This window comes from Aeromonas sp. 159 (assembly GCF_963862045.1).
Classification (GTDB): Bacteria; Pseudomonadota; Gammaproteobacteria; order Enterobacterales; family Aeromonadaceae; genus Aeromonas; species Aeromonas veronii.
The window spans coordinates 108,809-129,653 of record NZ_CAWLMI010000006.1 but is presented as its reverse complement, the minus strand read 5'-3'; the positions used below and the strand labels follow the sequence as shown (position 1 = coordinate 129,653).

General features: G+C 59.8%; 26 protein-coding genes. 15 read left to right on the top strand and 11 right to left on the bottom strand.

Annotated features, from left to right (window positions below; translation table 11 throughout):
- The 5 genes from lysA (at position 1) to AACR14_RS01455 (ending at position 4,642) form a co-directional block, all read left to right on the top strand.
- Positions 1-1,251: a diaminopimelate decarboxylase gene (gene lysA, locus AACR14_RS01475; RefSeq protein ID WP_019444857.1), complete on the top strand. Its 1,251-nt coding sequence runs from the start codon at positions 1-3 to the stop codon at positions 1,249-1,251.
- Between the two features lie 75 nt (positions 1,252-1,326).
- Positions 1,327-2,157, top strand: coding sequence for a diaminopimelate epimerase (gene dapF / locus AACR14_RS01470; RefSeq protein WP_005336371.1), 831 nt, complete (start codon positions 1,327-1,329; stop codon positions 2,155-2,157).
- A 91-nt stretch (positions 2,158-2,248) separates the two neighbouring features.
- Positions 2,249-2,929 (top strand): DUF484 family protein, encoded by a 681-nt coding sequence (locus AACR14_RS01465; RefSeq protein ID WP_005336370.1) that lies wholly within the window; start codon positions 2,249-2,251, stop codon positions 2,927-2,929.
- Positions 2,922-3,899, top strand: a complete 978-nt coding sequence (xerC, locus tag AACR14_RS01460) for a tyrosine recombinase XerC (RefSeq protein ID WP_019444856.1) — start codon at positions 2,922-2,924, stop codon at positions 3,897-3,899. The genes AACR14_RS01465 and xerC overlap by 8 nt, the downstream gene beginning before the upstream one ends.
- Before the next feature lie 32 nt (positions 3,900-3,931).
- Entirely contained in the window at positions 3,932-4,642 is a 711-nt protein-coding gene (locus tag AACR14_RS01455) for an HAD-IA family hydrolase (protein WP_019444855.1), read from the top strand.
- A gap of 76 nt (positions 4,643-4,718) precedes the next feature.
- Here the strand turns inward: AACR14_RS01455 and AACR14_RS01450 are convergent, their stop codons facing one another.
- Positions 4,719-5,117, bottom strand: coding sequence for an STY0301 family protein (locus tag AACR14_RS01450; protein ID WP_019444854.1), 399 nt, complete (start codon positions 5,115-5,117; stop codon positions 4,719-4,721).
- A 45-nt stretch (positions 5,118-5,162) separates the two neighbouring features.
- Positions 5,163-6,689, bottom strand: coding sequence for a cyclic nucleotide-binding domain-containing protein (locus tag AACR14_RS01445; RefSeq protein WP_005356684.1), 1,527 nt, complete (start codon positions 6,687-6,689; stop codon positions 5,163-5,165).
- A gap of 145 nt (positions 6,690-6,834) precedes the next feature.
- On the opposite strand from AACR14_RS01445, the gene AACR14_RS01440 reads away from it, so the two are divergent.
- Entirely contained in the window at positions 6,835-7,218 is a 384-nt protein-coding gene (locus AACR14_RS01440; RefSeq protein WP_040069030.1) for a hypothetical protein, read from the top strand.
- 12 nt (positions 7,219-7,230) lie between these two features.
- Here AACR14_RS01440 and AACR14_RS01435 read toward each other — a convergent pair whose 3' ends face one another.
- The gene (locus AACR14_RS01435) at positions 7,231-8,013 is read right to left on the bottom strand and encodes a gamma-glutamyl-gamma-aminobutyrate hydrolase family protein (protein WP_019444853.1); all 783 of its coding nucleotides are present in this window, start codon (positions 8,011-8,013) and stop codon (positions 7,231-7,233) included.
- A gap of 396 nt (positions 8,014-8,409) precedes the next feature.
- Positions 8,410-8,934 carry a ribosome biogenesis factor YjgA gene (yjgA, locus tag AACR14_RS01430; protein WP_019444852.1) on the bottom strand — a complete coding sequence of 175 codons (525 nt, stop codon included), beginning with the start codon at positions 8,932-8,934 and terminating at the stop codon, positions 8,410-8,412.
- Positions 8,935-9,048: 114 nt separating this feature from the next.
- Between yjgA and pmbA the strand changes: the two genes are divergently transcribed.
- Positions 9,049-10,392, top strand: a complete 1,344-nt coding sequence (pmbA, locus tag AACR14_RS01425) for a metalloprotease PmbA (protein WP_019444851.1) — start codon at positions 9,049-9,051, stop codon at positions 10,390-10,392.
- Positions 10,393-10,479: 87 nt separating this feature from the next.
- Here the strand turns inward: pmbA and murA are convergent, their stop codons facing one another.
- From murA to mlaF, 7 genes are read right to left on the bottom strand one after another with little or no spacing between them, the layout of a single operon-like run.
- A complete protein-coding gene (murA, locus tag AACR14_RS01420; protein ID WP_005336355.1) occupies positions 10,480-11,736 on the bottom strand; it encodes a UDP-N-acetylglucosamine 1-carboxyvinyltransferase in 1,257 nt (418 codons plus the stop codon).
- 18 nt (positions 11,737-11,754) lie between these two features.
- Complete coding sequence (ibaG, locus tag AACR14_RS01415; RefSeq protein ID WP_005306001.1) at positions 11,755-12,012, bottom strand: BolA family iron metabolism protein IbaG; 258 nt, start codon at positions 12,010-12,012, stop codon at positions 11,755-11,757.
- On the bottom strand, positions 12,012-12,284 hold the full coding sequence (locus AACR14_RS01410; protein WP_005336352.1) for an STAS domain-containing protein: 273 nt from the start codon (positions 12,282-12,284) through the stop codon (positions 12,012-12,014). Before AACR14_RS01410 ends, ibaG begins: the two co-directional genes overlap by 1 nt.
- Positions 12,281-12,913, bottom strand: a complete 633-nt coding sequence (locus AACR14_RS01405) for an MlaC/ttg2D family ABC transporter substrate-binding protein (protein ID WP_019444850.1) — start codon at positions 12,911-12,913, stop codon at positions 12,281-12,283. The genes AACR14_RS01410 and AACR14_RS01405 overlap by 4 nt, the downstream gene beginning before the upstream one ends.
- A gap of 2 nt (positions 12,914-12,915) precedes the next feature.
- A complete protein-coding gene (mlaD, locus tag AACR14_RS01400; RefSeq protein ID WP_019444849.1) occupies positions 12,916-13,413 on the bottom strand; it encodes an outer membrane lipid asymmetry maintenance protein MlaD in 498 nt (165 codons plus the stop codon).
- A gap of 7 nt (positions 13,414-13,420) precedes the next feature.
- Positions 13,421-14,200, bottom strand: coding sequence for a lipid asymmetry maintenance ABC transporter permease subunit MlaE (gene mlaE / locus AACR14_RS01395; protein WP_005336345.1), 780 nt, complete (start codon positions 14,198-14,200; stop codon positions 13,421-13,423).
- A complete protein-coding gene (mlaF, locus tag AACR14_RS01390) occupies positions 14,200-15,000 on the bottom strand; it encodes a phospholipid ABC transporter ATP-binding protein MlaF (protein ID WP_005336343.1) in 801 nt (266 codons plus the stop codon). The genes mlaE and mlaF overlap by 1 nt, the downstream gene beginning before the upstream one ends.
- A 207-nt stretch (positions 15,001-15,207) precedes the next feature.
- Here mlaF and AACR14_RS01385 point away from each other — a divergent pair, with 207 nt between their 5' ends.
- From AACR14_RS01385 to ptsN, 8 genes are all read left to right on the top strand, one after another.
- A complete protein-coding gene (locus AACR14_RS01385; protein WP_005336342.1) occupies positions 15,208-16,203 on the top strand; it encodes a KpsF/GutQ family sugar-phosphate isomerase in 996 nt (331 codons plus the stop codon).
- Entirely contained in the window at positions 16,203-16,757 is a 555-nt protein-coding gene (gene kdsC, locus AACR14_RS01380) for a 3-deoxy-manno-octulosonate-8-phosphatase KdsC (RefSeq protein ID WP_019444848.1), read from the top strand. The genes AACR14_RS01385 and kdsC overlap by 1 nt, the downstream gene beginning before the upstream one ends.
- The gene (lptC, locus tag AACR14_RS01375; RefSeq protein WP_019444847.1) at positions 16,754-17,314 is read left to right on the top strand and encodes an LPS export ABC transporter periplasmic protein LptC; all 561 of its coding nucleotides are present in this window, start codon (positions 16,754-16,756) and stop codon (positions 17,312-17,314) included. The genes kdsC and lptC overlap by 4 nt, the downstream gene beginning before the upstream one ends.
- Entirely contained in the window at positions 17,301-17,828 is a 528-nt protein-coding gene (gene lptA, locus AACR14_RS01370) for a lipopolysaccharide transport periplasmic protein LptA (protein WP_026034862.1), read from the top strand. The genes lptC and lptA overlap by 14 nt, the downstream gene beginning before the upstream one ends.
- A 3-nt stretch (positions 17,829-17,831) precedes the next feature.
- Positions 17,832-18,557 (top strand): LPS export ABC transporter ATP-binding protein, encoded by a 726-nt coding sequence (gene lptB / locus AACR14_RS01365; RefSeq protein WP_019444845.1) that lies wholly within the window; start codon positions 17,832-17,834, stop codon positions 18,555-18,557.
- A gap of 65 nt (positions 18,558-18,622) precedes the next feature.
- Positions 18,623-20,062: an RNA polymerase factor sigma-54 gene (locus AACR14_RS01360; RefSeq protein ID WP_005336331.1), complete on the top strand. Its 1,440-nt coding sequence runs from the start codon at positions 18,623-18,625 to the stop codon at positions 20,060-20,062.
- A gap of 20 nt (positions 20,063-20,082) precedes the next feature.
- Positions 20,083-20,370 (top strand): ribosome hibernation promoting factor, encoded by a 288-nt coding sequence (hpf, locus tag AACR14_RS01355; protein WP_005336323.1) that lies wholly within the window; start codon positions 20,083-20,085, stop codon positions 20,368-20,370.
- Between the two features lie 2 nt (positions 20,371-20,372).
- Positions 20,373-20,819: a PTS IIA-like nitrogen regulatory protein PtsN gene (ptsN, locus tag AACR14_RS01350; protein ID WP_005336322.1), complete on the top strand. Its 447-nt coding sequence runs from the start codon at positions 20,373-20,375 to the stop codon at positions 20,817-20,819.
- Positions 20,820-20,845 lie beyond the last annotated feature (26 nt).

Here is a 20,845-nt window from a genome sequence, read left to right as displayed (position 1 = left end):
TTGGATCACTTTAACTACGACGCCGCCGGCCAGCTTCAGGCCGAGCAAACCCCGCTGCAACAGCTTGCCGAGCAGTACGGTACCCCGCTTTACGTCTACTCCCGTGCGACCCTCGAGCGCCACTGGCACGCCTTCGACAAGGCCGCTGGCGATATTCCCCATCTGATCTGCTATGCGGTGAAGGCCAACTCTAACCTGGCGCTGCTCAACCTGCTGGCCCGTCTGGGCTCGGGGTTTGACATCGTCTCCGGTGGCGAGCTGTCGCGGGTACTGGCGGCGGGCGGTGATCCGGCCAAAGTGGTCTTCTCCGGGGTCGCCAAGAGTGAAGCGGAGATGCGCCTCGCGCTGGATAAAGAGATCCTCTGCTTCAATCTGGAGTCGGAAGCCGAGCTGGAGCGCCTCAATCGGGTGGCGGGCAGCATGGGCAAGAAGGCTCGCGTCTCGGTGCGGGTCAATCCGGATATCGATGCCGGTACTCACCCCTATATCTCCACCGGCCTCAAGCAGAACAAGTTCGGCATTCCCATCGAGCTGGCGCCAGCCATCTATCGCAAGGCGGCCACGATGGCGAACATCGAGATCGTCGGGGTGGATTGCCATATCGGCTCGCAACTCACTGAATTGAATCCCTTTATGGAGGCGGCTGACAAGCTGCTGCGGCTGATCGATGGTCTGGCGGCGGAAGGTATTCATATCCACCATCTGGATGTGGGTGGCGGCCTTGGGGTCAACTATGGTTCCGAGCAGCCACCCCATCCGACCGAGTATGCCGAAGCGCTCAAGCAGAAGCTGGCGGGCCGGGATCTGACCCTGCTGTTCGAGCCGGGCCGCGCCATCGTCGCCAATGCCGGCGTGCTGCTGACCCGGGTCGAGTACCTGAAACCGGGCGAAACCCGCAACTTTGCGCTGATCGATGCTGGCATGAACGACATGCTGCGCCCTTCGCTCTACGGCGCCTGGATGAACATCATCGAGGTGGATAGCCGTGCCGGCCATGCTCCCGCGATCTATGACGTGGTGGGCCCGGTGTGCGAGACCGGCGACTTCCTCGGCAAGGAGCGCACCCTGGCCATTGCCGAGGGCTCCCTGCTGGCAGTGCGCTCGGCCGGTGCCTACGGCTTTACCATGTCATCCAACTACAACACCCGTCCGCGCGCAGCTGAAGTGCTGGTGGATGGTGCCGAAGCACATCTGATCCGCGAGCGTGAGCAGTTGGCCGATCTCTGGCGCGGTGAGCACCTGCTGCCCTGATGGTGCAGGCTGGGACAATGATTTCATAACGGTTGACGGTGAGTTTTTACAGCCCTAACAGCACAGGAATGCACGATGTTGATAGATTTTTCCAAGATGCATGGCTTGGGCAACGACTTCATGGTGGTGGATGGCGTCACCCAGAAGGTATTTTTCAGCAATGACGTCATCAAGAAGCTGGCAGATCGCCACTTCGGGATCGGCTTTGACCAGCTGCTGCTGGTGGAGCCGCCCTATGACCCTGAACTCGACTTTCACTATCGCATTTTCAATGCCGATGGCAGCGAGGTGGAGCAGTGTGGCAACGGTGCCCGCTGTTTTGCCCGTTTCGTGCGTCTCAAGGGGCTGATAAACCGGGATCGCATCGCGGTCAGTACCGCCCGGGGTCGCATCGTGTTGCAGCTGGAGGGGGAGAATCAGGTCACGGTCAACATGGGTGTTCCCCAGTTTGAGCCGGGCAAGATCCCGTTCCGGGCCCAGAAGGCAGAGAAAACCTATCTGCTGCGGGCGCAGGAGCATACCGTGATGTGTGGCGTGGTCTCCATGGGCAATCCCCACTGCGTTATCGAGGTGCCTTCGGTCGCCGATGCACCGGTCGAGACGCTCGGTGCCATCATGGAGCGCCACGAGCGTTTCCCCGAGCGGGTCAACGTCGGTTTCATGGAGATGGTCAACGCCACCGAGATCAAGCTGCGTGTATTCGAAAGGGGCTGTGGCGAGACCCTGGCCTGCGGCACCGGTGCCTGTGCGGCGGCAGTGATTGGCATCAGTCAGGGCAAGCTCAAGGAGCGGGTCACCGTCAGCCTGCCGGGCGGCAAGCTGACCATCGCCTGGAAGGGGCCGGGCCAGCCGGTCTATATGACAGGTCCCGCCGAGCATGTGTTTGACGGCCAGATAGAGGTTTAGCCGATAAAGGTTCAGGTACGGGGGGCGTTGGCCCCCTTTGCCCATGATGTCGGGGCAGCGAGCCCCATTTCTCTGATGGATCAACCAATTTATGAGCGAACTCAAACGGCAGGAGCAATCGGTGGATGAAGCCACTGTGCTGGAGTACCTGGCCCGTTATCCCGAGTTTTTCCAACGCCATGCCGCCGTGCTGGACCGGATCCGCATTCCCCATGAACGCAAAGGGTCGGTCTCGCTGGTCGAGCGCCAGCTGGAGCGTCAGCGCGAGCGGATCGAACAGCTGGAGCAGGAGATCACCGAATTGATGGGGATCGCCAGCGAGAACGAACGGATCTTCCGGGTCTATGCCGATCTCTACGGCGAGCTGTACGGTTGCCAGACCCTGTTCGAAGTGAGTGCCGTGATGGGCAAGGCCTTTGTCCAGCGGCTGCGCCTGACCGGGCTGCGGCTCTGGCTCAATCCCAAGAAGTTTGCCCTGAGCGGGCCCGAGCAGCGTTTTCTGGCACAGGGCAAGCAGCTCGAATCCCTGCTGGGTCAGCGTCTGCCGGGGCAGGATTACTACTTTGGCCGCCTGAGCCAGAGCGAGAAGCAGGCGCTGTTTGGCCACGATGTGCTGGTCAACTCGGTGGCCCTGATGCGGCTCGGCGATCTCGGTGTGCTGGCCTTCGCCAGCTCGGATCCCGGCCACTTTACTCCCCACAACGACACCCTGCTGCTGGGCCAACTGGGGCGCCTGCTGCAACTGCGTCTGCCCGAGTTGACTCATGGCTAGAACACCGGCCAGGGCACCCGCCAAAGCTCCCGTCGTCGCACCGACACTGCCTGCGGCACTGGCGGACGAGCTGGCGGCCTTTATCGAATACCTGAGGGTCGAGCGTCAGCTCAGCCCTCATACCCGCAATAACTATCAAGCCCATCTGGAGGCGATGACCGCCGAGCTGGTGGCCCTCGGGCTCACTGACTGGGGTCGGCTCGAGGCGAGTCAGGTGCGCACTCTGGTGACCCGGATGCACAAGGCGGGCCTTGCTCCTCGTTCCCTTTCCACCAAGGTCTCGGCCCTGCGCAGCTTTTGTGACTGGCAGGTGCGGCAGGGGCGGCTGACCGCCAATCCGGCCCGTGGCATCGTCACCCCCAAACAGGGGCGGCCGCTGCCGAAAAACCTCGATGTGGACGAGATGCACCAGCTGCTCAACATCACCGACGAGCAGGATCCGCTGGCGGTGCGGGATCGCGCCATCATGGAGCTGATGTACTCCTCAGGGCTGCGTCTGGCCGAGCTGGTGGGGATCAATCTGGTGGATCTGAAGCTCGACGACCGCCAGCTTAAGGTGACCGGCAAGGGCTCACGGGAGCGGGTGCTGCCCATCGGCCGGATGGCGGTCGAGTGGCTGCAGAAGTGGCTCAAGGTGCGCCCGCTGCTGGCCGGGGACGAGAGCGAGGCGCTGTTTGTCTCCAGCCGCAAGCAGCGGCTGTCGGCCCGTTCGGTGCAGGCTCGCCTTGATGGCTGGGGCAACAAGCAGGCGCTCAACGCCCACGTCCATCCCCACAAGCTGCGCCACAGCTTCGCCACCCATATGCTGGAGTCCTCCGGCGATCTGCGGGCGGTGCAGGAGCTGCTGGGCCATGCCGACCTCTCTACCACCCAGATCTATACCCACCTCGACTTCCAGCATCTGGCCAAGGTTTACGACAGCGCCCACCCCAGGGCCAAGCGTGACTCGGATGCGCAGGACGATGAATAACGGGCCCTGAGCCCCGTTGCAGAGGAGAGTCCATGCACTTCTATCGCCGCTGGCAGCCGGTTGCTGCCATCTCGTTTGACCTCGATGACACCCTCTATGACAACGGCCCCGCCATCGTGCGCGCCGAGCAGTGGATGCTGAGCCATCTGCGCAGCGAATATCTGGCCACCGCCATGCTCGACAAGCCGCGCTGGCTGGAACTCAAGCGCAGTGTGCTGAACGGTTCCCCCGAGCTGCGCCACGATGTCAGTCTGGCGCGCCAGCAGACCATCCGCGCCGCCATGGTCGAGGGGGGGATGGCTGACCAGCATGCCAGTCGCGAGGCGGAGCAGGTGTTTGCTGCGTTTCTGGCAGAGCGCTCGAAGATCGAGGTGAGCGAGTCCACTCATCAGCTGCTGGCCAGACTGGCCGAACGCTACCCACTGGTGGTCATCACCAACGGCAATCTGGATCTGGCGCAGGCAGGGCTGGATCACTACTTCACGCTGGTCTGCAAGGCGGGGGCGGGCGCCAGAATGAAACCGGCACCGGATATGTTTGAGCAGACCCGCAGCACCCTCAAGTTGCCAGCAGAGCAGATCCTCCATGTGGGGGATCATCCCGAGACCGATGTGCTGGGTGCCCGCTTGCACGGCTTTCGCGCCGCCTGGCTCAACGAGCGGCGGCAACCGTGGCAACAGCTGCAACTGCTACCGGACGTGGAGCTGACGGCTCTGGAGGATCTGGCCGAGCTGCTGCTCTGATGGCGCTGGCGGGTGGCCACGCTCAGGCGGTAATGGCTGTCAGCGAATAGCGATATATGGCAAGGGGTTACGCCCGCTATTTGCGACAAACCAACCCGAGCAGGGTGTAGCGATCGCGCTGGTTGACGCGGCAGTAGCTGATGCCGACGGGCAGCGCCTGCTGCAGGGTGATGGCGCTGTTCTGATAGCGGCAGACCAGATAGAGCGGGCGCAGACTGCTATCGAGCTGGCTCCAGTAGTGGATCTCGTCGCTGTCGCCATTATCCGGTTTGAGTTGGGCCAGCTCGGCAGGATCTCCGTCGAACAGGGCCAGATTATCGAGCCGGTGGCTGAGGGTTTCGTCCGGTTTGCCATCGTCATTGCGGGTGAACGCCTGCCAGCCCTGCTGCGGGGTCAGCAGCTGCTGGCGACTCTCGATGGTGGCGGGACAATCAAATTGCAGGCTGGCGGCAAGGGCCAGGGTGGTCAGTAACATGGCTGCGGTTCTCTCTTCATGTCCTCAATACGATGCCATGCTACGTCATCTTCCGCCGAACAGCTTCATCAGTTTATCAAGCAGATCAAGCTGTTGTGGTGGTTGCTTCATGGCTTCCGCCTCCCGCTCCAGCAGGGCCCGCTGCTCCTGCTGGCGGTCGCTCAGCACCCGGTAGAGGGGCTCGACCAGCGCCTCGCGCTGCATCACCAACTCCTGAAACATTGCCTGATTGATGCGATAGGTTTCGACGGTGGCCACCGCCCGCACCGTGAAGGAGCTGGGCTCGCCGGTGAGCAGGCTCAGTTCGCCAAAAAAGTCTCCCGCGTTGAGCGTACCAAGCTTCAGCTCTCGCCCTTCGACATTGACCACCATCTCGGCTTCCCCTTTGACCAGCACGAACAGCCAGCTGGAGACATCTCCCTGCTCCAGCATGATGTCGCCACTGACGAAGGGGGCGAACTTCACCTGATCGGCCAGCTGGAGCAGCTCGTTCTCCTGCAACATGGCAAACAGCGGCAGCTTGCGCAGGGTATCGGTTCGTTCGGCGGTGTGGCGCTTGTGGCGGGCATCCAGATGCTGCTTCTCCTTGGCCATAAAGACGTTGAAGATCGGCGGGGTGAGGCGGCGATCGTTGCGGCGCAGGGCGGCATCGATCAGGCTGCGCACCATGGAGTCGGTCGGATCGTCGCGAGCCAGATCGGTCAGCCAGTAGCGCACTGCATAGCGGGCGATGCCCCCTTCGACGTTCATCAGCAGGCAGTCCGGTTGCGGATGCTTGGCGACACAGGGGAGCTTGGTCTCCCGCAGGGATTTCTCGATCAGCGCGATGATCTGGGTCGGCAGGGTATCCAGGGTCAGATCGAACCAGACCCAGCGCCGCCACTGCAAGGGTTCGCCACGGCGACGCCCGAGCACGGTGAAGCGCTGTTTAAGCAGGTGGCTGTTGGGGATGACGACAGTCTCCCAGTTGCGGGTCTCGATGGTGGTGGCACGCCAGTTGATCTCCACCACCCGGCCCTGGGTGGTATCGACTTGCAGCCAGTCACCGATGGCGATGGAGTTGTCGAGCTGAATGGAGACCCCGGCCAGCAGGTTGCCCAGGGTGTCCTGCATGGCGAAGGCGATGACCGCGGTGATCACCGCGGAGGTGGTGACTATCTCCCCGAGCGCCATGCCGGAGGCGTAGAGGCGAAACAGACCCCAGCCGATATAGCCGATGGTGATGACGATATCGGCGATGATCCGCGGGATCCGCACATGGCAGAGGGGGAGCAGAAACTCGAACAGCAGGATCCCCCATATCTTGACCAGTATCAGGCCAGCCAGCAGGGTGGAGATCTCGATCAGCAATTGATGGGGCAGCGGCAGTTTGAACCAGCCCCCCTCCAGCTGGATCAGCAGGATCACCACCGCGCTTATCATCACGAAACTGAGCTCGGAGAGCAGCTCCCGTCGCTGTCCCGGACGGCGCCAGAAGTGGATCAGCATTAGGGAGAGGGTGAGCAGGGTCCAGAACGGGTGTTCGCCAATCCAGATCAGCGTCGGTAGCGCGGTGAGGTTTTCGCCAGCCATAGCAGCACCTTATTGTGGTTTTATTTCCAGCATAGCTGCTGCGGCGCGGGGAAATGGTGCGTTGGGGCGGCAATTTATTTATCCTGTGCAGAACCGGGCAAAGGAGTGCGATTGAGTGAAATTTTCAAAGAAAATCATCTGTTTGATGGCCCTGTTGCCATTGGCTGGCTGCGATCTGCTGGCCGAGAAGTATCGGGTCGAATTCCGGGATGGCTCCTGGCGTGAAATAGCCATTACCCCCTTCTCCAGCGAGGCGCGCTGGCGCGAGGGGTGTGCCACCGGCGAGGTGCTGAGCGACATGAAGGTGCCCATCAAGCGGGGTGACACGGTCAATGGCCGCGAGCAGCTGCTGATCGGAGGCGAGAAGTTCGAGCTGGATGACAACAATCTCTACCGCAGCAACGGTATGGTGTTTGGCCATTCGCCTGACCATATCCAGCGCGGGCTCAAGGGGATGGATATCTGCCGCACCTTGCGCCCCGAGCGGGGCGGACTGCCCAAGCTCAAGGCGCGCGGGTTTGGCGACTGAATCGATGAGGGATTAACTAGCCGCCATCAATGCACTGCGTTGGCGGCAGGCATCGCCAAAGGCTTGAAAGATCTTGATGGAGTGGGGGTTTTCATTGGCCTTCCACTCCGGATGCCACTGCACTGCCAGCAAAAAGGGTGACAGTGCGGGAGCATGAAGTGCTTCGATCAGCCCATCTTCGGCGTGGGCCAACGGCTCCAGACCCTTCCCCAACCGGTTGATGCCCTGTCCATGCAGGGAGTTGACCGGAATCTGTTCTTCCCCCATCAGTTCGGCAAACCAGCTACCCGGCAACAGTTTGATCTGATGGCTCGGCCCATACTGCTCGTCGACCGGATCGTCGGCATCCTCCCGGTGATCGTCATAACCCGGCTCGTTATAGACCTTCTGATGAATGTCTCCCCCCAGTGCCACGTTGATCTCCTGCATGCCGCGGCAGATCCCGAGGATCGGCAAACCACGGGCAAGCGCCCCCTTGATGAGGGGCAGATCGAACAGGTCGCGATCCCTGTCTTGCTGTTTTTCTGGCGTGAGGTTCTCCTGGCCGTAGAGGGCCGGATCGATATTGGAACCGGCGCCGCTCAGATAGACCCCATCGGCGAGATCCAGATACTGCTCCAGATCGGCGGTGCCGCAGCAGGTGGGTACCAGCAGCGGGACGCAGCCGCTTATTTCCACCAGCGGCATGATGTATTTGTGGGTCATTACCTGATAGGCGTGGCCGTTGCGGGGCTGGGCGCCCATGGTCATCAGCACGACAGGTTTACGGGTGGCGGGAGGCTGGGGATTTGGCATAGGGCACCTTGATTATCCTTGGCGTTGAAGTCTCATCCTGCGCCTTGGGCAGGCCCTTGCAAACCGGCAGGGCAAGGGCATGCCTCAAGGCATGGTCATGGGATCCCGCGTCGGGCCGAGTGACAGAATCGTTGGTCAGCCTGGGCAGCGACGGTATGGATCCTCTCTTCAGTCTGCCAAGGCCGTTCAATATGTCAAACAAAATGATCCCAAGTTGTTAACAGATTTGTCTTGAACTGCTCTGAAGCGGCGATTTAACGGGGCTGTTGAGATGAGCCGTTATGGTTGGGGTAGCAAAATGGTGGATATATTAAACGCGCAGGGATGGCGGGGGATGTGGAGAGGAAAAGGCATCAATAGAAGCACGCCTCCCCGAGGGGAGGCGTGTTTCGGGGATCACAGCAGGTCTTCGATCTCGCCGCGCAGATACTGGTACATCTCGCGGTAGGCGACCGGCGGCTTGTTCAGCTCCCGCTCCTTGTTGGCGTTGCGGATCAACTGGCGCAGCTTCTGGCGATCCAGCTCGTGGAACTGGGACATCAGCTCATTGAGGGCGCTGTCACCTTCGGTGATCAGGCGTTCGCGCCACTGCTCCAGCCGATGCAGGCGTGCATTCACGGTGGAGTGACGGTTCTTGATGATGGAGAGCGCTTCGGCAATCGGCTCGATATCGCGGCTGCGCATCAGGCGGCCGATGAACTGCAGATGGCGACGGAAGGACTCATCCTTCTTCGGCTTGAGTTTGCGACCCAGCTCGACAGCTTCTGCAAGCTCTTCATCCAACGGGATTTTTTCCAGCTCGCTGTGGCTGAGGGAGACGATCTCTTCCCCCATTTTCTGCAATGCTTCGGCATCGCGCTTGAGCTGGCTCTTGCTGGGGCCCCAGTCTTCGAACTCGTTGTCGTCTTGATATTGACTCATCGGTCTCTTGATTCCTGTCATTCACGTTTGGCGGATATGTTACCAGCTTCTCCCGCTGGGCGCAGGGGTCTGATATGCTTACCCCCCTTTCCTTCTTTCATACAGATGTGAGTTATGGATCAGCAAGACCAAATCCGCCAGGATCAAGCCCATCTCGAGGCCGTGGTTGCCGAAGCCCTGGAGATAGCCAAAGGACTGGGCGCCTCGCTGGCCGAAGTCTCCATCAGCAAGCAGACCGGGTTATCGGTGAACACCCGGGGTTGTGAACTGGAAAGCATTGAATTCAATAAGGATGGCGCCCTCGGCATCGCTGTCTATCGCGATGGTTGCAAGGGATCTTCCTCAACCACCGATCTGAGCAAACCCGCCATTCGTGCCGCCGTTGAAGCGGCCATCGAGATTGCCCGCCACACCTCGGCGGATGATTGCGCCGGTCTGGCGGACGCCGAGCTGCTGGCCTGGGATGCCCCCGATCTGCAACTGTGTCACCAAATCGAACTGGATCCCCAGTGCGGCATCGAACTGGCCATCGAGTGCGAACGACTCGCTCTGGGTCGCGATGCCCGCATCAAGCACTCCGACGGTGCCGGTTTCTCCAGCCACCTCGGCATCAAGGTCTATGGCAACAGCCACGGCTTCGTCAAAGGCTACGCGGCGTCGCGCAACTCCCTGAGCTGCGTGCTGATCGGCGAGCAGGATGGCGATATGCAACGGGATTACGGCTACTCCTCCAGCCGTACCCTCGACGGGCTCTGGAGCCCGCAGCGTATTGCCGATGAGGCGGTGGAGCGTACCGTCTCCCGCCTCGGCGCCCGCAAGATCTCTACCCGCCATGCGCCTGTGCTGTTCCACCCAGACACTGCCTCCGGCCTGTGGGGCCATCTGGTGATGGCTATCAGCGGTGGCAACCTCTATCGCAAGTCGAGCTTCCTGCTCGACAAATTGGGCAAGCAGATCCTGCCCGAGTGGCTCACCATTCAGGAGTTCCCCCACCTGCTGGGCGGGCTCGCCAGTACCCCGTTCGATGGCGAAGGGGTGCGTACCCGCGACATGGATATCATCCGTAACGGCGAGCTGATGAGCTGGCTGCTTACCTCCTACTCTGCGCGCAAGCTGGGGCTGACCACTACGGGTCACGCCGGTGGCATCCACAACTGGCAGGTCTCCAATACCGGCCAGGATTTTCAAGGCATGCTGCAAGAGATGGGCACCGGTCTGCTGGTGACCGAGCTGATGGGGCAGGGGGTCAATATCGTCAATGGTGACTACTCCCGCGGTGCTGCCGGTTTCTGGGTCGAGAATGGCGAGATAGCCTATCCGGTCGAAGAGATCACCATCGCCGGCAATCTGGCCGAGATGTTCAGCCATATCGTGGCGGTGGGTCGTGACGAGGATGAGCGCTCCAGTCTCAAGACCGGCTCGGTGCTGGTAGAGAATATGAAGCTGGCGGGCCACTGATCCCGGTTTCAACAGAACCGAAACCATGAAAAAGGCCCCCTCGCCAACGCGAGGGGGCCTTTTTATCGGCCAGCGATCAGGAGGCTATCAGCCCTTGATGCGCTCGATGCGGCCACCCAGACCCTGCAGCTTCTGCTCGATGTCTTCGTAGCCACGGTCGATGTGATAGATACGGTCGACGATGGTGGAGCCTTCGGCCACGAAGCCGGCCAGTACCAGACTGGCGGAGGCGCGCAGATCGGTCGCCATTACCTGGGCACCCTTGAGTTGCTCGGTGTCACGGCAGATGGCTACGTTGCCCTGCAGTTCGATGTCTGCGCCCATCCGTACCAGTTCGGGAACGTGCATGAAGCGGTTCTCGAAGATGGTCTCGGTGACCATGCCGGTGCCTTTGGCGACAGCGTTCAGCACGGTGAACTGTGCCTGCATGTCGGTCGGGAAGGCCGGGTAGGGGGCAGTCTTGATGGTGACCGGCTTGAGGGTGCGGCCAGTCATGTCGAGGGTGATCCAGTCTTCACCCTTCTCAATCAGGGCGCCAGCCTCTTCCAGCTTGACCAGTACCGCTTCCAGCAGAGTCGGGTCGGTCTTGCGGCAGGTGATCTTGCCGCCGGTGACAGCTGCACCCACCAGGAAGGTACCGGTTTCGATGCGATCAGGCTGCACGCTGTAGTTGCCGCCGTGCAGACGCTCGACACCGTCGATGGTCAGGGTGTCGGTGCCCGCCCCCTGGATCTTGGCACCCAGGGTATTGAGGAAGTTGGCCAGATCGACCACTTCCGGCTCGCGTGCGGCGTTTTCGATCACGGTGCGGCCATCAGCCAGGGTGGCGGCCATCATCAGGTTTTCGGTACCGGTCACGGAGACCATGTCCATCAGGATGTGGGCGCCTTTCAGGCGACCATCGACACGGGCCTTGATGTAACCATCTTCGATGGTGATCTTGGCACCCATCAGCTCCAGGCCGTGGACGTGCAGGTTGACCGGACGGGCACCGATAGCGCAACCGCCAGGCAGGGAGACGTCAGCCGCGCCGAAACGGGCGGCCAGCGGGCCCAGCGCCAGAATGGAGGCGCGCATGGTCTTCACCAGCTCGTAGGGGGCGACATGGTTGTTCACCGCACCGGTCAGCACGGTGACGTTGCCGTTGACCTTGGTGGTCGCGCCCAGCATCTCCAGCAGCTTGATGGTGGTGCCCACATCTTTCAGACGCGGCACGTTGGAGAGGTGAACCTCTTCATCACAGAGCAGGGTTGCGAACAGGATCGGCAGCGCGGCGTTTTTGGCGCCGGAGATGGTCACTTCGCCGTTGAGAGTACAACGACCATCGATTTTGAATTTGTCCATTTTTACTTCGTTACCAAATCAGGAGGGCAATAGGAATTTACGTTCGCGTTTCCACTCGGCGTCGGTGAACGCCTTGATGGAGAGGGCGTGAATGGCGTTGCTGGCGATCTTGTCCATCAGCGGGGCATAGATGGCTTGCTGCTTCTTGACCCGGCTCATGCCGTCAAACATGTCACCGACGGCGATCACTTGGTAGTGACTACCGTCCCCTTTGACATGGACTTCGGACAATGGCAGAGCCTCAAGGAGTATCGCTTCAATTTCAGAGACTTGCATTATGCGTCCTCAGTTGTGAGCGGGGTTGATTGAAACAGCCCGGCCACCCCGTAGAGGTTGGCCAGGGTATAGAAATCACTGGAGGCGCCCACCAGTTGCGGTGTGGCGCCTCGCGCTAATACGGCTTTGGCCCATTTGACCAGCAGGGCCAGTCCGGCGGAGTCGAGGGTGGTGACGCCGCCGAGCTCGAGCTGGTCGTCCTGCCACCATTCAGCGCGGCGTTGCCACAGGTCATTGACCTGTGGCGCCTGCAGCTCACCGCTGAGGGTCATGGTTTGAGTACCAGCGGCTTGGCGTTGTGTTCGCGCAACTGGGCGATCACCGCATCGATGCCGTTCTGGCGGATCAAACCGCCGAGCTCGCTCTGCTTGGCGGAGAGCAGGCTGATCCCCTCGGCCACCATGTCGAAGGCTTTCCATTCGCCGGTCTTGTTGTTCTTGCGCAGTTTGAACTCGAGGAAGATGTCCGGCTTGCCGGCCTCTTTCACGCTGACGTTGACGGCGGTGATGTTGCCGCTGGGAGCTTTGCCCGGCTCGACCTTGACGGTCTGCTTGTCAAAATGGGCCAACGCGTCGGCGTAGGAGCTCACCATGTACTCGGTAAAGACTTCGACAAAGGCATTGCGTTGCGCCTCTGTGGTCTGCTTGATCTGGTTGCCGAGCACCTTGTAGGCGGCGAAGCGGTTGTCCACATAGGGCAGCAGCTCTTCGCGGATGATCACCCGCAGGTGATCCGGATTGCTCTTCACTTGGGCCTGATCGGCTTTCAGGCGGGCAAAGGTCTGCTTGGCAGCCTGATCCACCAGCGCATTGGGGTCGGTGGCATCGACTGCGGCCTGGGCAGACAGGGAAAAGAGCATGCTGGTCATCAGACCCAGCAGCAGGGCGATTTTCTTGAACATGATTACTCCTTCTTGCTGTCTGATTTGCTGTCGGAGGATTGGCTGTAGAGGAACTTGCCAATCAGATCTTCCAGCACGATGGCGGATTTGGTGTCTTCAATCAGGTCGCCATCCTTGAGCATCTCGGTGCCCATCTCCTCATCGCTGAAGCCGGGGGCCAGACCGATGTACTGCTCGCCGAGCAGACCGGAGGTGAGGATGGAGAGGGAACTGGTATCGGCAAACTGGCCAGCGCTCTTTTGCATCATCAGGGTCACTTCGGGCACCTGGGTTTTCGGGTCCAGTACGATGTCGCTGACCCGGCCTACCACCACGCCGCCGACCTTGACCGGCGAACGGACTTTCAGGCCGCCGATATTATCGAAATGCGCGCGCAGGGTATAGGTTTCTCCTTCCGGTTTGAAGCTCAAACCGGCCACTTGCAGGGCCAGTGCCAGAATGGCACCGATGCCAGCCAGCATGAAGGTGCCGACCAGGAATTCTACTTTGCTGAACTTCATCTTTACCTTATCCAAACATGACTGCAGTGAGTATAAAATCCAGGCCGAGCACGGCGAGGGATGAGTGGACCACAGTTCGGGTCGTGGCCTGACTGATCCCGGCCGAGGTCGGCTTGGCATCATAGCCGTTAAAGAGCGCAATCCAGGTGACCACCAGGGCGAAAATCAGGCTCTTGATGGCGCCCTGCATGATGTCTTCATGCCAGTCGACGGAGGCCTGCATGGCAGACCAGAAGCCCCCTTCGTCCACGCCGAGCCAGTCCACACCTACCAGCTTGCCGCCGAAGATGCCGATCAGGCTGAACATAAAGGCCAGCAGCGGCATGCTGATGACGCCAGCCCAGAAGCGGGGGGCAACCACCCGGCGCAGTGGGTCGACCGCCATCATCTCTAGGCTTGAAAGTTGCTCGGTGGCCTTCATCAGGCCGATTTCAGCGGTCAGGGCCGAACCGGCACGGCCGGCAAACAGCAGCGCCGTGACCACAGGACCCAGCTCCCGCAGCAGGGAGAGGGAGACCAGCGGTCCCAGACTCTGCTCGGCGCCGAAATCCTTCAATACGTTGTAACCCTGCAGCGAGAGCACCATGCCGATGAACAGGCCGGAGACTAGAATGATGGCCACCGACTGTACGCCCACCACATACAACTGCTGGACAAGCAGCGGGAAGTGCTTGCGCGGTTCGGGTTTGCCCGCCAGCGCATGGAACAACATGATGGTGGCGCGACCGACGGAGCTGATAAACCGCACTCCGACCCGCCCCAGCTTGCTTATTTGACTTATCAACATCAGAGATCCTGTAGCAGATCGCCTGCCGGAAAATGAAACGGAACAGGACCATCGGGCAATCCTTTGAGGAACTGCTCGACTTCGGGATTGTGCTCCTCGCGCAGCTGGTCCGGCGTGCCGTGCGCCACCACCTTGCGATTGGCAATGATGTAGGCGTAATCGGCGATGCTCAGCACCTCTTTCACATCGTGGGTGACGATGACGGAGGTGATACCGAGGGCATCGTTCAGCTCCTTGATCAGCTTGACCAGCACCGCCATGGTGATGGGATCCTGCCCGACAAACGGCTCGTCATACATGATGAGGTCGGGGTCAAGGGCGATGGCCCGTGCCAGCGCCGCCCGGCGCGCCATGCCGCCGGAGAGCTCGGAGGGCATCAGTTTCGCCGCGCCGCGCAAGCCCACCGCCTGCAGCTTCATCATGACGATGGTGTGGATCAGCTCCTCCGGCAGGCCGGAGTGCTCCCGCAGCGGGAAGGCCACGTTGTCGTAGACCGTCATGCCGGTAAACAGGGCGCCGCTCTGAAACAGCATGCTCATCCGCTTGCGCACTTCATAGAGGCGCGAACGGGAGAGGGTGGGGATATCTTCCCCGTCAAACAGAATGTGACCGGACTCCGGCTTGAGCTGGCCACCGATCAGCCGCAGCAGGGTGGTTTTACCGATGCCGCTCGGGCCCATGACGGCGGTCACCTTGCCACGAGGAATGGTCAGGTTGATCCCGTCATACAACAGCCGATCTCCATGACTGAAAGTCAGATCGGAGATAGTGATCAGGTCATTGTTCAAACAATTGTCCATCCGGTGTAAATGAGGTGCGAATTTTATGGGGTAGTCTAGGTCTAAGCAACAGCAAGGAACAACTATTGAACAGGCTGCAAGCCCATTTGCACGACAGTTTTCTGTAACAAAGTGCGTCATTGAGAGCGGGACTTGCCATCCGATTCGCTTATCCGGGCAGACTTTTTTATAATCCCGCAGCTAATTTCGGCCCGGAGCTGTGTCTTTATGTCTGTAAAGCCTGAGAAAGTGTCTGAACTGTTCGATTTTCGTCGCAGTGCCCGCGCGGTGCTGGACACAGAAAAGCAAGCCATTGATGGACTCTATCAGTATCTGAACGACGCCTTCGACAAGGCGTGCGAAATGGTGCTGCGCTGCGGTGGCAAGATAGTGGTCACCGGCATGGGCAAATCGGGCCATATCGGCAGCAAGATCGCCGCCACCCTCGCCAGCACCGGCACCCCGGCCTTCTTCCTTCACCCGGGAGAAGCGAGTCACGGCGATCTGGGGATGATCTCCAGCGGCGACCTTATCATCGCCATCTCCAACTCCGGCGAGAGTGACGAAATCCTGGCCCTGCTGCCGGTACTCAAGCGCCGCGGCATTCCGCTCATCTGCATGACCGGCAATCCTGCCTCCACCATGGCCAAAGAGGCCAACGTGCACCTGTGCATCAAGGTGGAGAAAGAAGCCTGCCCTCTGGGTCTGGCACCCACTTCCAGCACCACGGCAACCCTGGTGATGGGCGATGCCCTGGCGGTCGCCCTGCTGGAAGCGCGCGGTTTTACCGCCGATGACTTCGCCCTCTCTCACCCGGGCGGTTCCCTTGGCAAGCGTCTGTTGCTGCGGGTCGGCGACCTGATGCACAGTGGCGATCTGTTGCCCCGGGTAGGGATAGATGCCACCATCAGTCAAGCGCTGCTGGAAGTGAGCCGCAAGGGGCTCGGTATGACGGCAGTGGTCGATGGCAATGGCCTGCTGGCCGGGCTCTTTACCGATGGCGACCTGCGCCGCATTCTTGACCAGCAGATCGATATCCATCACACCCCCATCAGCCGCGTGATGACGGCCAACTGTGTTACCGTAGGTCCAGAGATGATGGCTGCAGAAGCCGTCAAGCTGATGGAAACGAGAAAAATCAACGGATTACTGGTCGTGGATGAAGAGAAACGCCCGCTCGGCGCCTTCAACATGCACGACCTGCTGAAAGCCGGAGTAATTTGATGCAAAACGTACCGACCCTCTATGGTCCGGTGACGCGCAGCCAGTTCGACAAGGCGGCGCAAATCCGCCTGCTGGTGTGCGATGTGGACGGGGTGCTCTCCAACGGCCTCATCTACATGGGAAACAACGGCGAAGAGCTGAAAACCTTCTGCACCCGCGATGGTGCGGGCATGCGAGCACTGCTCAATGCCGGGATCGAGATCGCCATCATCACCGGGCGCAACTCCCGTATCGTCAGCGATCGGATGAAAAGCCTGGGGGTGTCTCATGTGGTGCAGGGGGCTGATAAAAAGCTGCCTCACTTCGAAGCGCTGCTGGCCAAGCTTGGGCTGACTGCTGAACAGGCCGCCTATATGGGCGATGACACCATCGATCTGCCGGTGATGGACGCTTGCGGCCTGGGTATCGCGGTGGCCGATGCCCATCCGCTGGTGCTGAGTCGTGCCGATATGGTGACCCGGCTTGGCGGTGGCATGGGCGCGGTGCGCGAGGTGTGCGACCTGATCCTGCAAGCGCAGGGGGGGGCCGATGACCAGCCCGAGGCTTCGGTATGAGCAGACAGACCCTGTTGTTTGCCCTGCTGTTTCTGGTCGCGCTGGTTGCCTGGCAGTTGGGCAAGGTTGAGCTGGTGCCTGAGAGCGCCGCCAAAATCGAAAACTATCAGCCGGATTTTGTCGCCAAAGATCTGGTGACCACCCGTTTTGATATCAATGGCAAGCGCACCGAGCGGTTGGAGTCGACCTACGCCGAGTATTATCAAATCCTCGAGCAGGCCACCTTCGACAAGCCGGTGGTCTACATGTATGACGATCAGGGTGCCGCCGAGTGGAAGGTGACCGCCGAAACCGGCGTGCTCAACACCGGCGACAACGTCATCCTGCGGGACAAGGTGCATCTGGATGGTCTGCTGCCCACCTCCTTTATCTCCACACTGGATACCCCTTATCTGGAGCTGGATCTGGTGACACAGGATGTGCGCAGCAACCGGGAAGTGAACATTCTGGGTCGGGATTTCCAGACCCAAGGGGTTGGCCTCAAGGGCCATCTGGACCGCAAATATTTTGAGTTACTGGATCAAGGCCATGCCATCTATTTCAATGAAAAACGCTAATCTGGCCCTCGCAACCCTGTTGTTGTGTGGTGCGGTGACCGCCAAAGAGTCCGACTTTGCCGAGAAGGTCTACGTCGATGCCGTCAAACAGGTGGCCGAGATGCAGGACAACCGCATCACCTTCGAAGAGGATGTGACCATCAATCAGGGCACCATCCGGATCAAGGCTGACAAGGTGGTTGTGACCCGTTCCGGCGAGAAAGGGGCCGAGGTGATGACTGCCTACGGCAAGCCCGCCACCTTCTTCCAGATCCTGGATAACGGCAAGCCGGTCAATGCCCACGGCAACACTATCCGCTACGAGCTGAAGAACCGGCTGGTGACCATCACCGGCAACGGTCAGCTCAAGCAGGAAGATAGCCAGGTCAATGGCGATCTGATCCGCTACGACATCGTCAAACAGAAGATGATCGCCGAGAGCAAGAGCCCGAGCCAGCGGGTCAAAACCGTGTTCCTGCCGGATCAGGTAGAGAATTTCGACAAGCCCGCCGACCAGAAGAAGCAGGGAAAATAAGCCATGGCAGTGTTAAAAGCAGTGGGCCTGCAGAAGAGCTACAAGCGCCGCATGGTGGTGAGTGACGTCAGCCTTGAAGTGGGCGCTGGCCAGATTGTCGGCCTGCTCGGTCCCAACGGGGCGGGCAAGACCACCTCCTTCTACATGATCGTGGGGCTGGTGCAGCGCGATGACGGTCTCATCACCATCGACGATCAGGACATCAGCCTGCAGCCCATGCATGTGCGGGCGCGCAACGGCATCGGTTACCTGCCGCAGGAGGCCTCCATCTTCCGTCGCCTGTCGGTGTTCGACAACCTGATGGGAGTGATGCAGACCCGCAAGGGGTTGAGCCGTGAGGAGCGTGAGGACAAGGTTCAGCAACTGCTGGAAGAGTTCAATATCACCCACATTCGCGACAACCTGGGTCAGAGCCTCTCCGGCGGTGAGCGCCGTCGGGTCGAGATCGCCCGTGCGCTGGCGGCCGAGCCGCGTTTTATTCTGCTGGATGAACCCTTTGCAGGGGTTGACCCGATTTCTGTGATAGACATCAAGAAGATCATTCAGCATCTGAAAGATAGAGGTCTTGGCGTCTTGATTACCGACCACAACGTCAGAGAGACTCTGGACGTATGTGAGAAGGCCTATATCGTCAGCCACGGCAAGATGATTGCCGAAGGTGCACCGGCTGACATCCTTGCCGATGAGCAGGTCAAGCGCGTCTATTTGGGCGATCAATTCAGTCTATAGTAAGGGGGCATGCCTTCATTTCCTTTGACGAGTGCCTCGCTGAACATAAGGATATCCCGACGTAGATGAAGCCGACATTACAGTTGCGTCTCGGTCAGTCCCTGACCATGACGCCGCAATTACAACAAGCGATTCGTCTGCTCCAGCTCTCCACTCTGGAACTTCAGCAGGAAATTCAGCAAGCGCTCGAAAACAACCCTCTGCTGGAGCAGGAAGAGAGCGAGGCGCAAGAGACCAGTCCGGAAGCGCCGGTCGATGCCAGCCAGCTGGATTCCAGCGATGCCATGGCTCAGGAGCAGATGCCGGACGAGTTACCGGTGGATACCACCTGGGACGAGGTTTACTCTGCCGGCACCGCCCAGAGCGCGGGCCCCATCCACGATGGGGAAGATAGCGTCTATCAGGGAGAGACCACCGAAAACCTGCAGGATTATCTGCTGTGGCAGATGCGGCTCACACCGTTCAGCGATGTGGATGCCGCCATCGCGCTCGCCATCATCGATGCCATCGACGAATCTGGTTATCTGACCGTTGCGCTGGAGGATATCCAGGCTGCCGTTACCAGCGATGACGTAGAGGTGGAGCTCGATGAGGTCGAGGCGGTACTCAAGCGGGTTCAGCACTTCGATCCGGTCGGCATTGCTGCCCGTTCTGTGCAGGAGTGTTTGCTCATCCAGCTGGATCAGTATGACCCGCAGACCCCCTGGCTCAACGAGGCCAAAGAGGTGATCCTCGAGCACATGGAGCTGCTCGGCAACCGGGATTACCGCACCCTCGCCCGCAAGACAAAACTCAAGGAGAGCGACCTCAAGGAGGTGCTGGATTTGATCCAGCTGCTGGAGCCGCGTCCCGGCAATGGCATCATCCAGAGCGACTCCCAGTACGTGATTCCCGACGTCTCCGTGGTCAAGAAGGGCAGCAAGTGGGTGGTCGAGCTCAATCCCGACTCCGCCCCCCGCATCCGGGTCAACGAGACCTATGCCGCCATGGCCCGCAACGCCCGCAGCAGCACCGACACCCAGTTTATCCGCTCCCATTTGCAGGAAGCCAAGTGGTTCATCAAGAGCCTGGAAAGTCGCAATGACACCCTGCTGAAAGTGGCCAGTTGCATTGTCGAGCAGCAACAGGGCTTTTTCGAGTATGGTGAAGAGGCGATGAAGCCGATGGTGCTCAATGACATCGCCGAAGCGGTAGAGATGCATGAGTCGACCATCTCCCGGGTGACGACCCAGAAGTACATGCATACCCCCCGTGGTATCTTCGAATTGAAGTTTTTTTTCTCCAGCCATGTGAACACCGAAGGAGGAGGAGAGTGCTCATCGACCGCAATTCGCGCGCTCATCAAGAAGCTGGTCACGGCAGAGAATCCTGCCAAGCCGTTAAGTGATAGCAAGATCGCGGATTTGCTGGCCGAACAGGGTATTATGGTGGCGAGACGCACGATCGCTAAGTATCGCGAATCCTTGTTTATCCCACCTTCCAATCAGCGCAAACGCCTGGTTTAGGCAAACAAAAGGATGATGTTATGCAAATTAACCTGACCGGACACCATGTCGAGATCACCGAAGCTCTGCGTGATTATGTGAATAACAAATTTGCCAAACTCGAGCGTCACTTCGACCACATCAACAATGTTCATGTGGTGCTTAGCGTGGAAAAACTGAACCAGATAGCGGAAGCCAAATTGCATGTCAGCGGTGGCGAAGTGTTTGCCAACTCTGAACATGCCGATATGTATGCTGCGATAGACACCTTGCTCGACAAGCTGGACAGGCAGATCATCAAGCACAAAGATAAGTTAAATAAAAAATAACCATGCAACTTGAACACATACTGAGTCGGGACTGCACCAAGAGTGCAGTCCCTTGTACCAGCAAGAAACGCGCCCTCGAGATCATCAGCGAGCTGGCCGCCGAACGCCTTGGCACCTCCCGTCAGGCGCTGTTTGAATGCTTGCTGGCCCGCGAAAAAATGGGTAGTACCGGGATCGGTGCCGGTATTGCGATCCCCCACGGTCGCATTGACGATGAGTTCCCGCCAACCGCGATCCTGATGACCTTTGCCGACCCTATTCCTTTCGACTCCATCGACAATCAACCGGTTGACCTGCTGTTTGCCTTGCTGGTGCCGGAAAGCGAGTGCAAGCAGCATCTCAAGACCCTTTCTCTGATGGCTTCCAAGCTGGGTGACAAGGCGGTTTGCCGCCAGTTGCGTCAGGCAACCAGCGACGAAGAGCTCTATCAGATCATGACCTCGGCCTGACAGCAGGCCAAGGATGAGACACCCGT

Bases quoted from the DNA above. Each gene is read 5' to 3' on its own strand.
- dapF (WP_005336371.1), top strand. From the start codon at position 1,327: ATGTTGATAGATTTTTCCAAGATGCATGGCTTGGGCAACGACTTCATG.
- yjgA (WP_019444852.1), bottom strand. From the start codon at position 8,934: ATGAGTCAATATCAAGACGACAACGAGTTCGAAGACTGGGGCCCCAGC.
- mlaD (WP_019444849.1), bottom strand. From the start codon at position 13,413: ATGAAGTTCAGCAAAGTAGAATTCCTGGTCGGCACCTTCATGCTGGCT.
- kdsC (WP_019444848.1), top strand. From the start codon at position 16,203: ATGCAAAACGTACCGACCCTCTATGGTCCGGTGACGCGCAGCCAGTTC.
- murA (WP_005336355.1), bottom strand. From the start codon at position 11,736: ATGGACAAATTCAAAATCGATGGTCGTTGTACTCTCAACGGCGAAGTG.
- lptA (WP_026034862.1), top strand. From the start codon at position 17,301: ATGAAAAACGCTAATCTGGCCCTCGCAACCCTGTTGTTGTGTGGTGCG.
- AACR14_RS01455 (WP_019444855.1), top strand. From the start codon at position 3,932: ATGCACTTCTATCGCCGCTGGCAGCCGGTTGCTGCCATCTCGTTTGAC.
- xerC (WP_019444856.1), top strand. From the start codon at position 2,922: ATGGCTAGAACACCGGCCAGGGCACCCGCCAAAGCTCCCGTCGTCGCA.
- AACR14_RS01450 (WP_019444854.1), bottom strand. From the start codon at position 5,117: ATGTTACTGACCACCCTGGCCCTTGCCGCCAGCCTGCAATTTGATTGT.
- ibaG (WP_005306001.1), bottom strand. From the start codon at position 12,012: ATGCAAGTCTCTGAAATTGAAGCGATACTCCTTGAGGCTCTGCCATTG.
- lptC (WP_019444847.1), top strand. From the start codon at position 16,754: ATGAGCAGACAGACCCTGTTGTTTGCCCTGCTGTTTCTGGTCGCGCTG.
- AACR14_RS01465 (WP_005336370.1), top strand. From the start codon at position 2,249: ATGAGCGAACTCAAACGGCAGGAGCAATCGGTGGATGAAGCCACTGTG.
- lptB (WP_019444845.1), top strand. From the start codon at position 17,832: ATGGCAGTGTTAAAAGCAGTGGGCCTGCAGAAGAGCTACAAGCGCCGC.
- AACR14_RS01445 (WP_005356684.1), bottom strand. From the start codon at position 6,689: ATGGCTGGCGAAAACCTCACCGCGCTACCGACGCTGATCTGGATTGGC.
- mlaF (WP_005336343.1), bottom strand. From the start codon at position 15,000: ATGGACAATTGTTTGAACAATGACCTGATCACTATCTCCGATCTGACT.
- ptsN (WP_005336322.1), top strand. From the start codon at position 20,373: ATGCAACTTGAACACATACTGAGTCGGGACTGCACCAAGAGTGCAGTC.
- AACR14_RS01440 (WP_040069030.1), top strand. From the start codon at position 6,835: ATGGCCCTGTTGCCATTGGCTGGCTGCGATCTGCTGGCCGAGAAGTAT.
- pmbA (WP_019444851.1), top strand. From the start codon at position 9,049: ATGGATCAGCAAGACCAAATCCGCCAGGATCAAGCCCATCTCGAGGCC.
- AACR14_RS01385 (WP_005336342.1), top strand. From the start codon at position 15,208: ATGTCTGTAAAGCCTGAGAAAGTGTCTGAACTGTTCGATTTTCGTCGC.
- hpf (WP_005336323.1), top strand. From the start codon at position 20,083: ATGCAAATTAACCTGACCGGACACCATGTCGAGATCACCGAAGCTCTG.
- mlaE (WP_005336345.1), bottom strand. From the start codon at position 14,200: ATGTTGATAAGTCAAATAAGCAAGCTGGGGCGGGTCGGAGTGCGGTTT.
- AACR14_RS01410 (WP_005336352.1), bottom strand. From the start codon at position 12,284: ATGACCCTCAGCGGTGAGCTGCAGGCGCCACAGGTCAATGACCTGTGG.
- AACR14_RS01435 (WP_019444853.1), bottom strand. From the start codon at position 8,013: ATGCCAAATCCCCAGCCTCCCGCCACCCGTAAACCTGTCGTGCTGATG.
- AACR14_RS01405 (WP_019444850.1), bottom strand. From the start codon at position 12,913: ATGTTCAAGAAAATCGCCCTGCTGCTGGGTCTGATGACCAGCATGCTC.
- AACR14_RS01360 (WP_005336331.1), top strand. From the start codon at position 18,623: ATGAAGCCGACATTACAGTTGCGTCTCGGTCAGTCCCTGACCATGACG.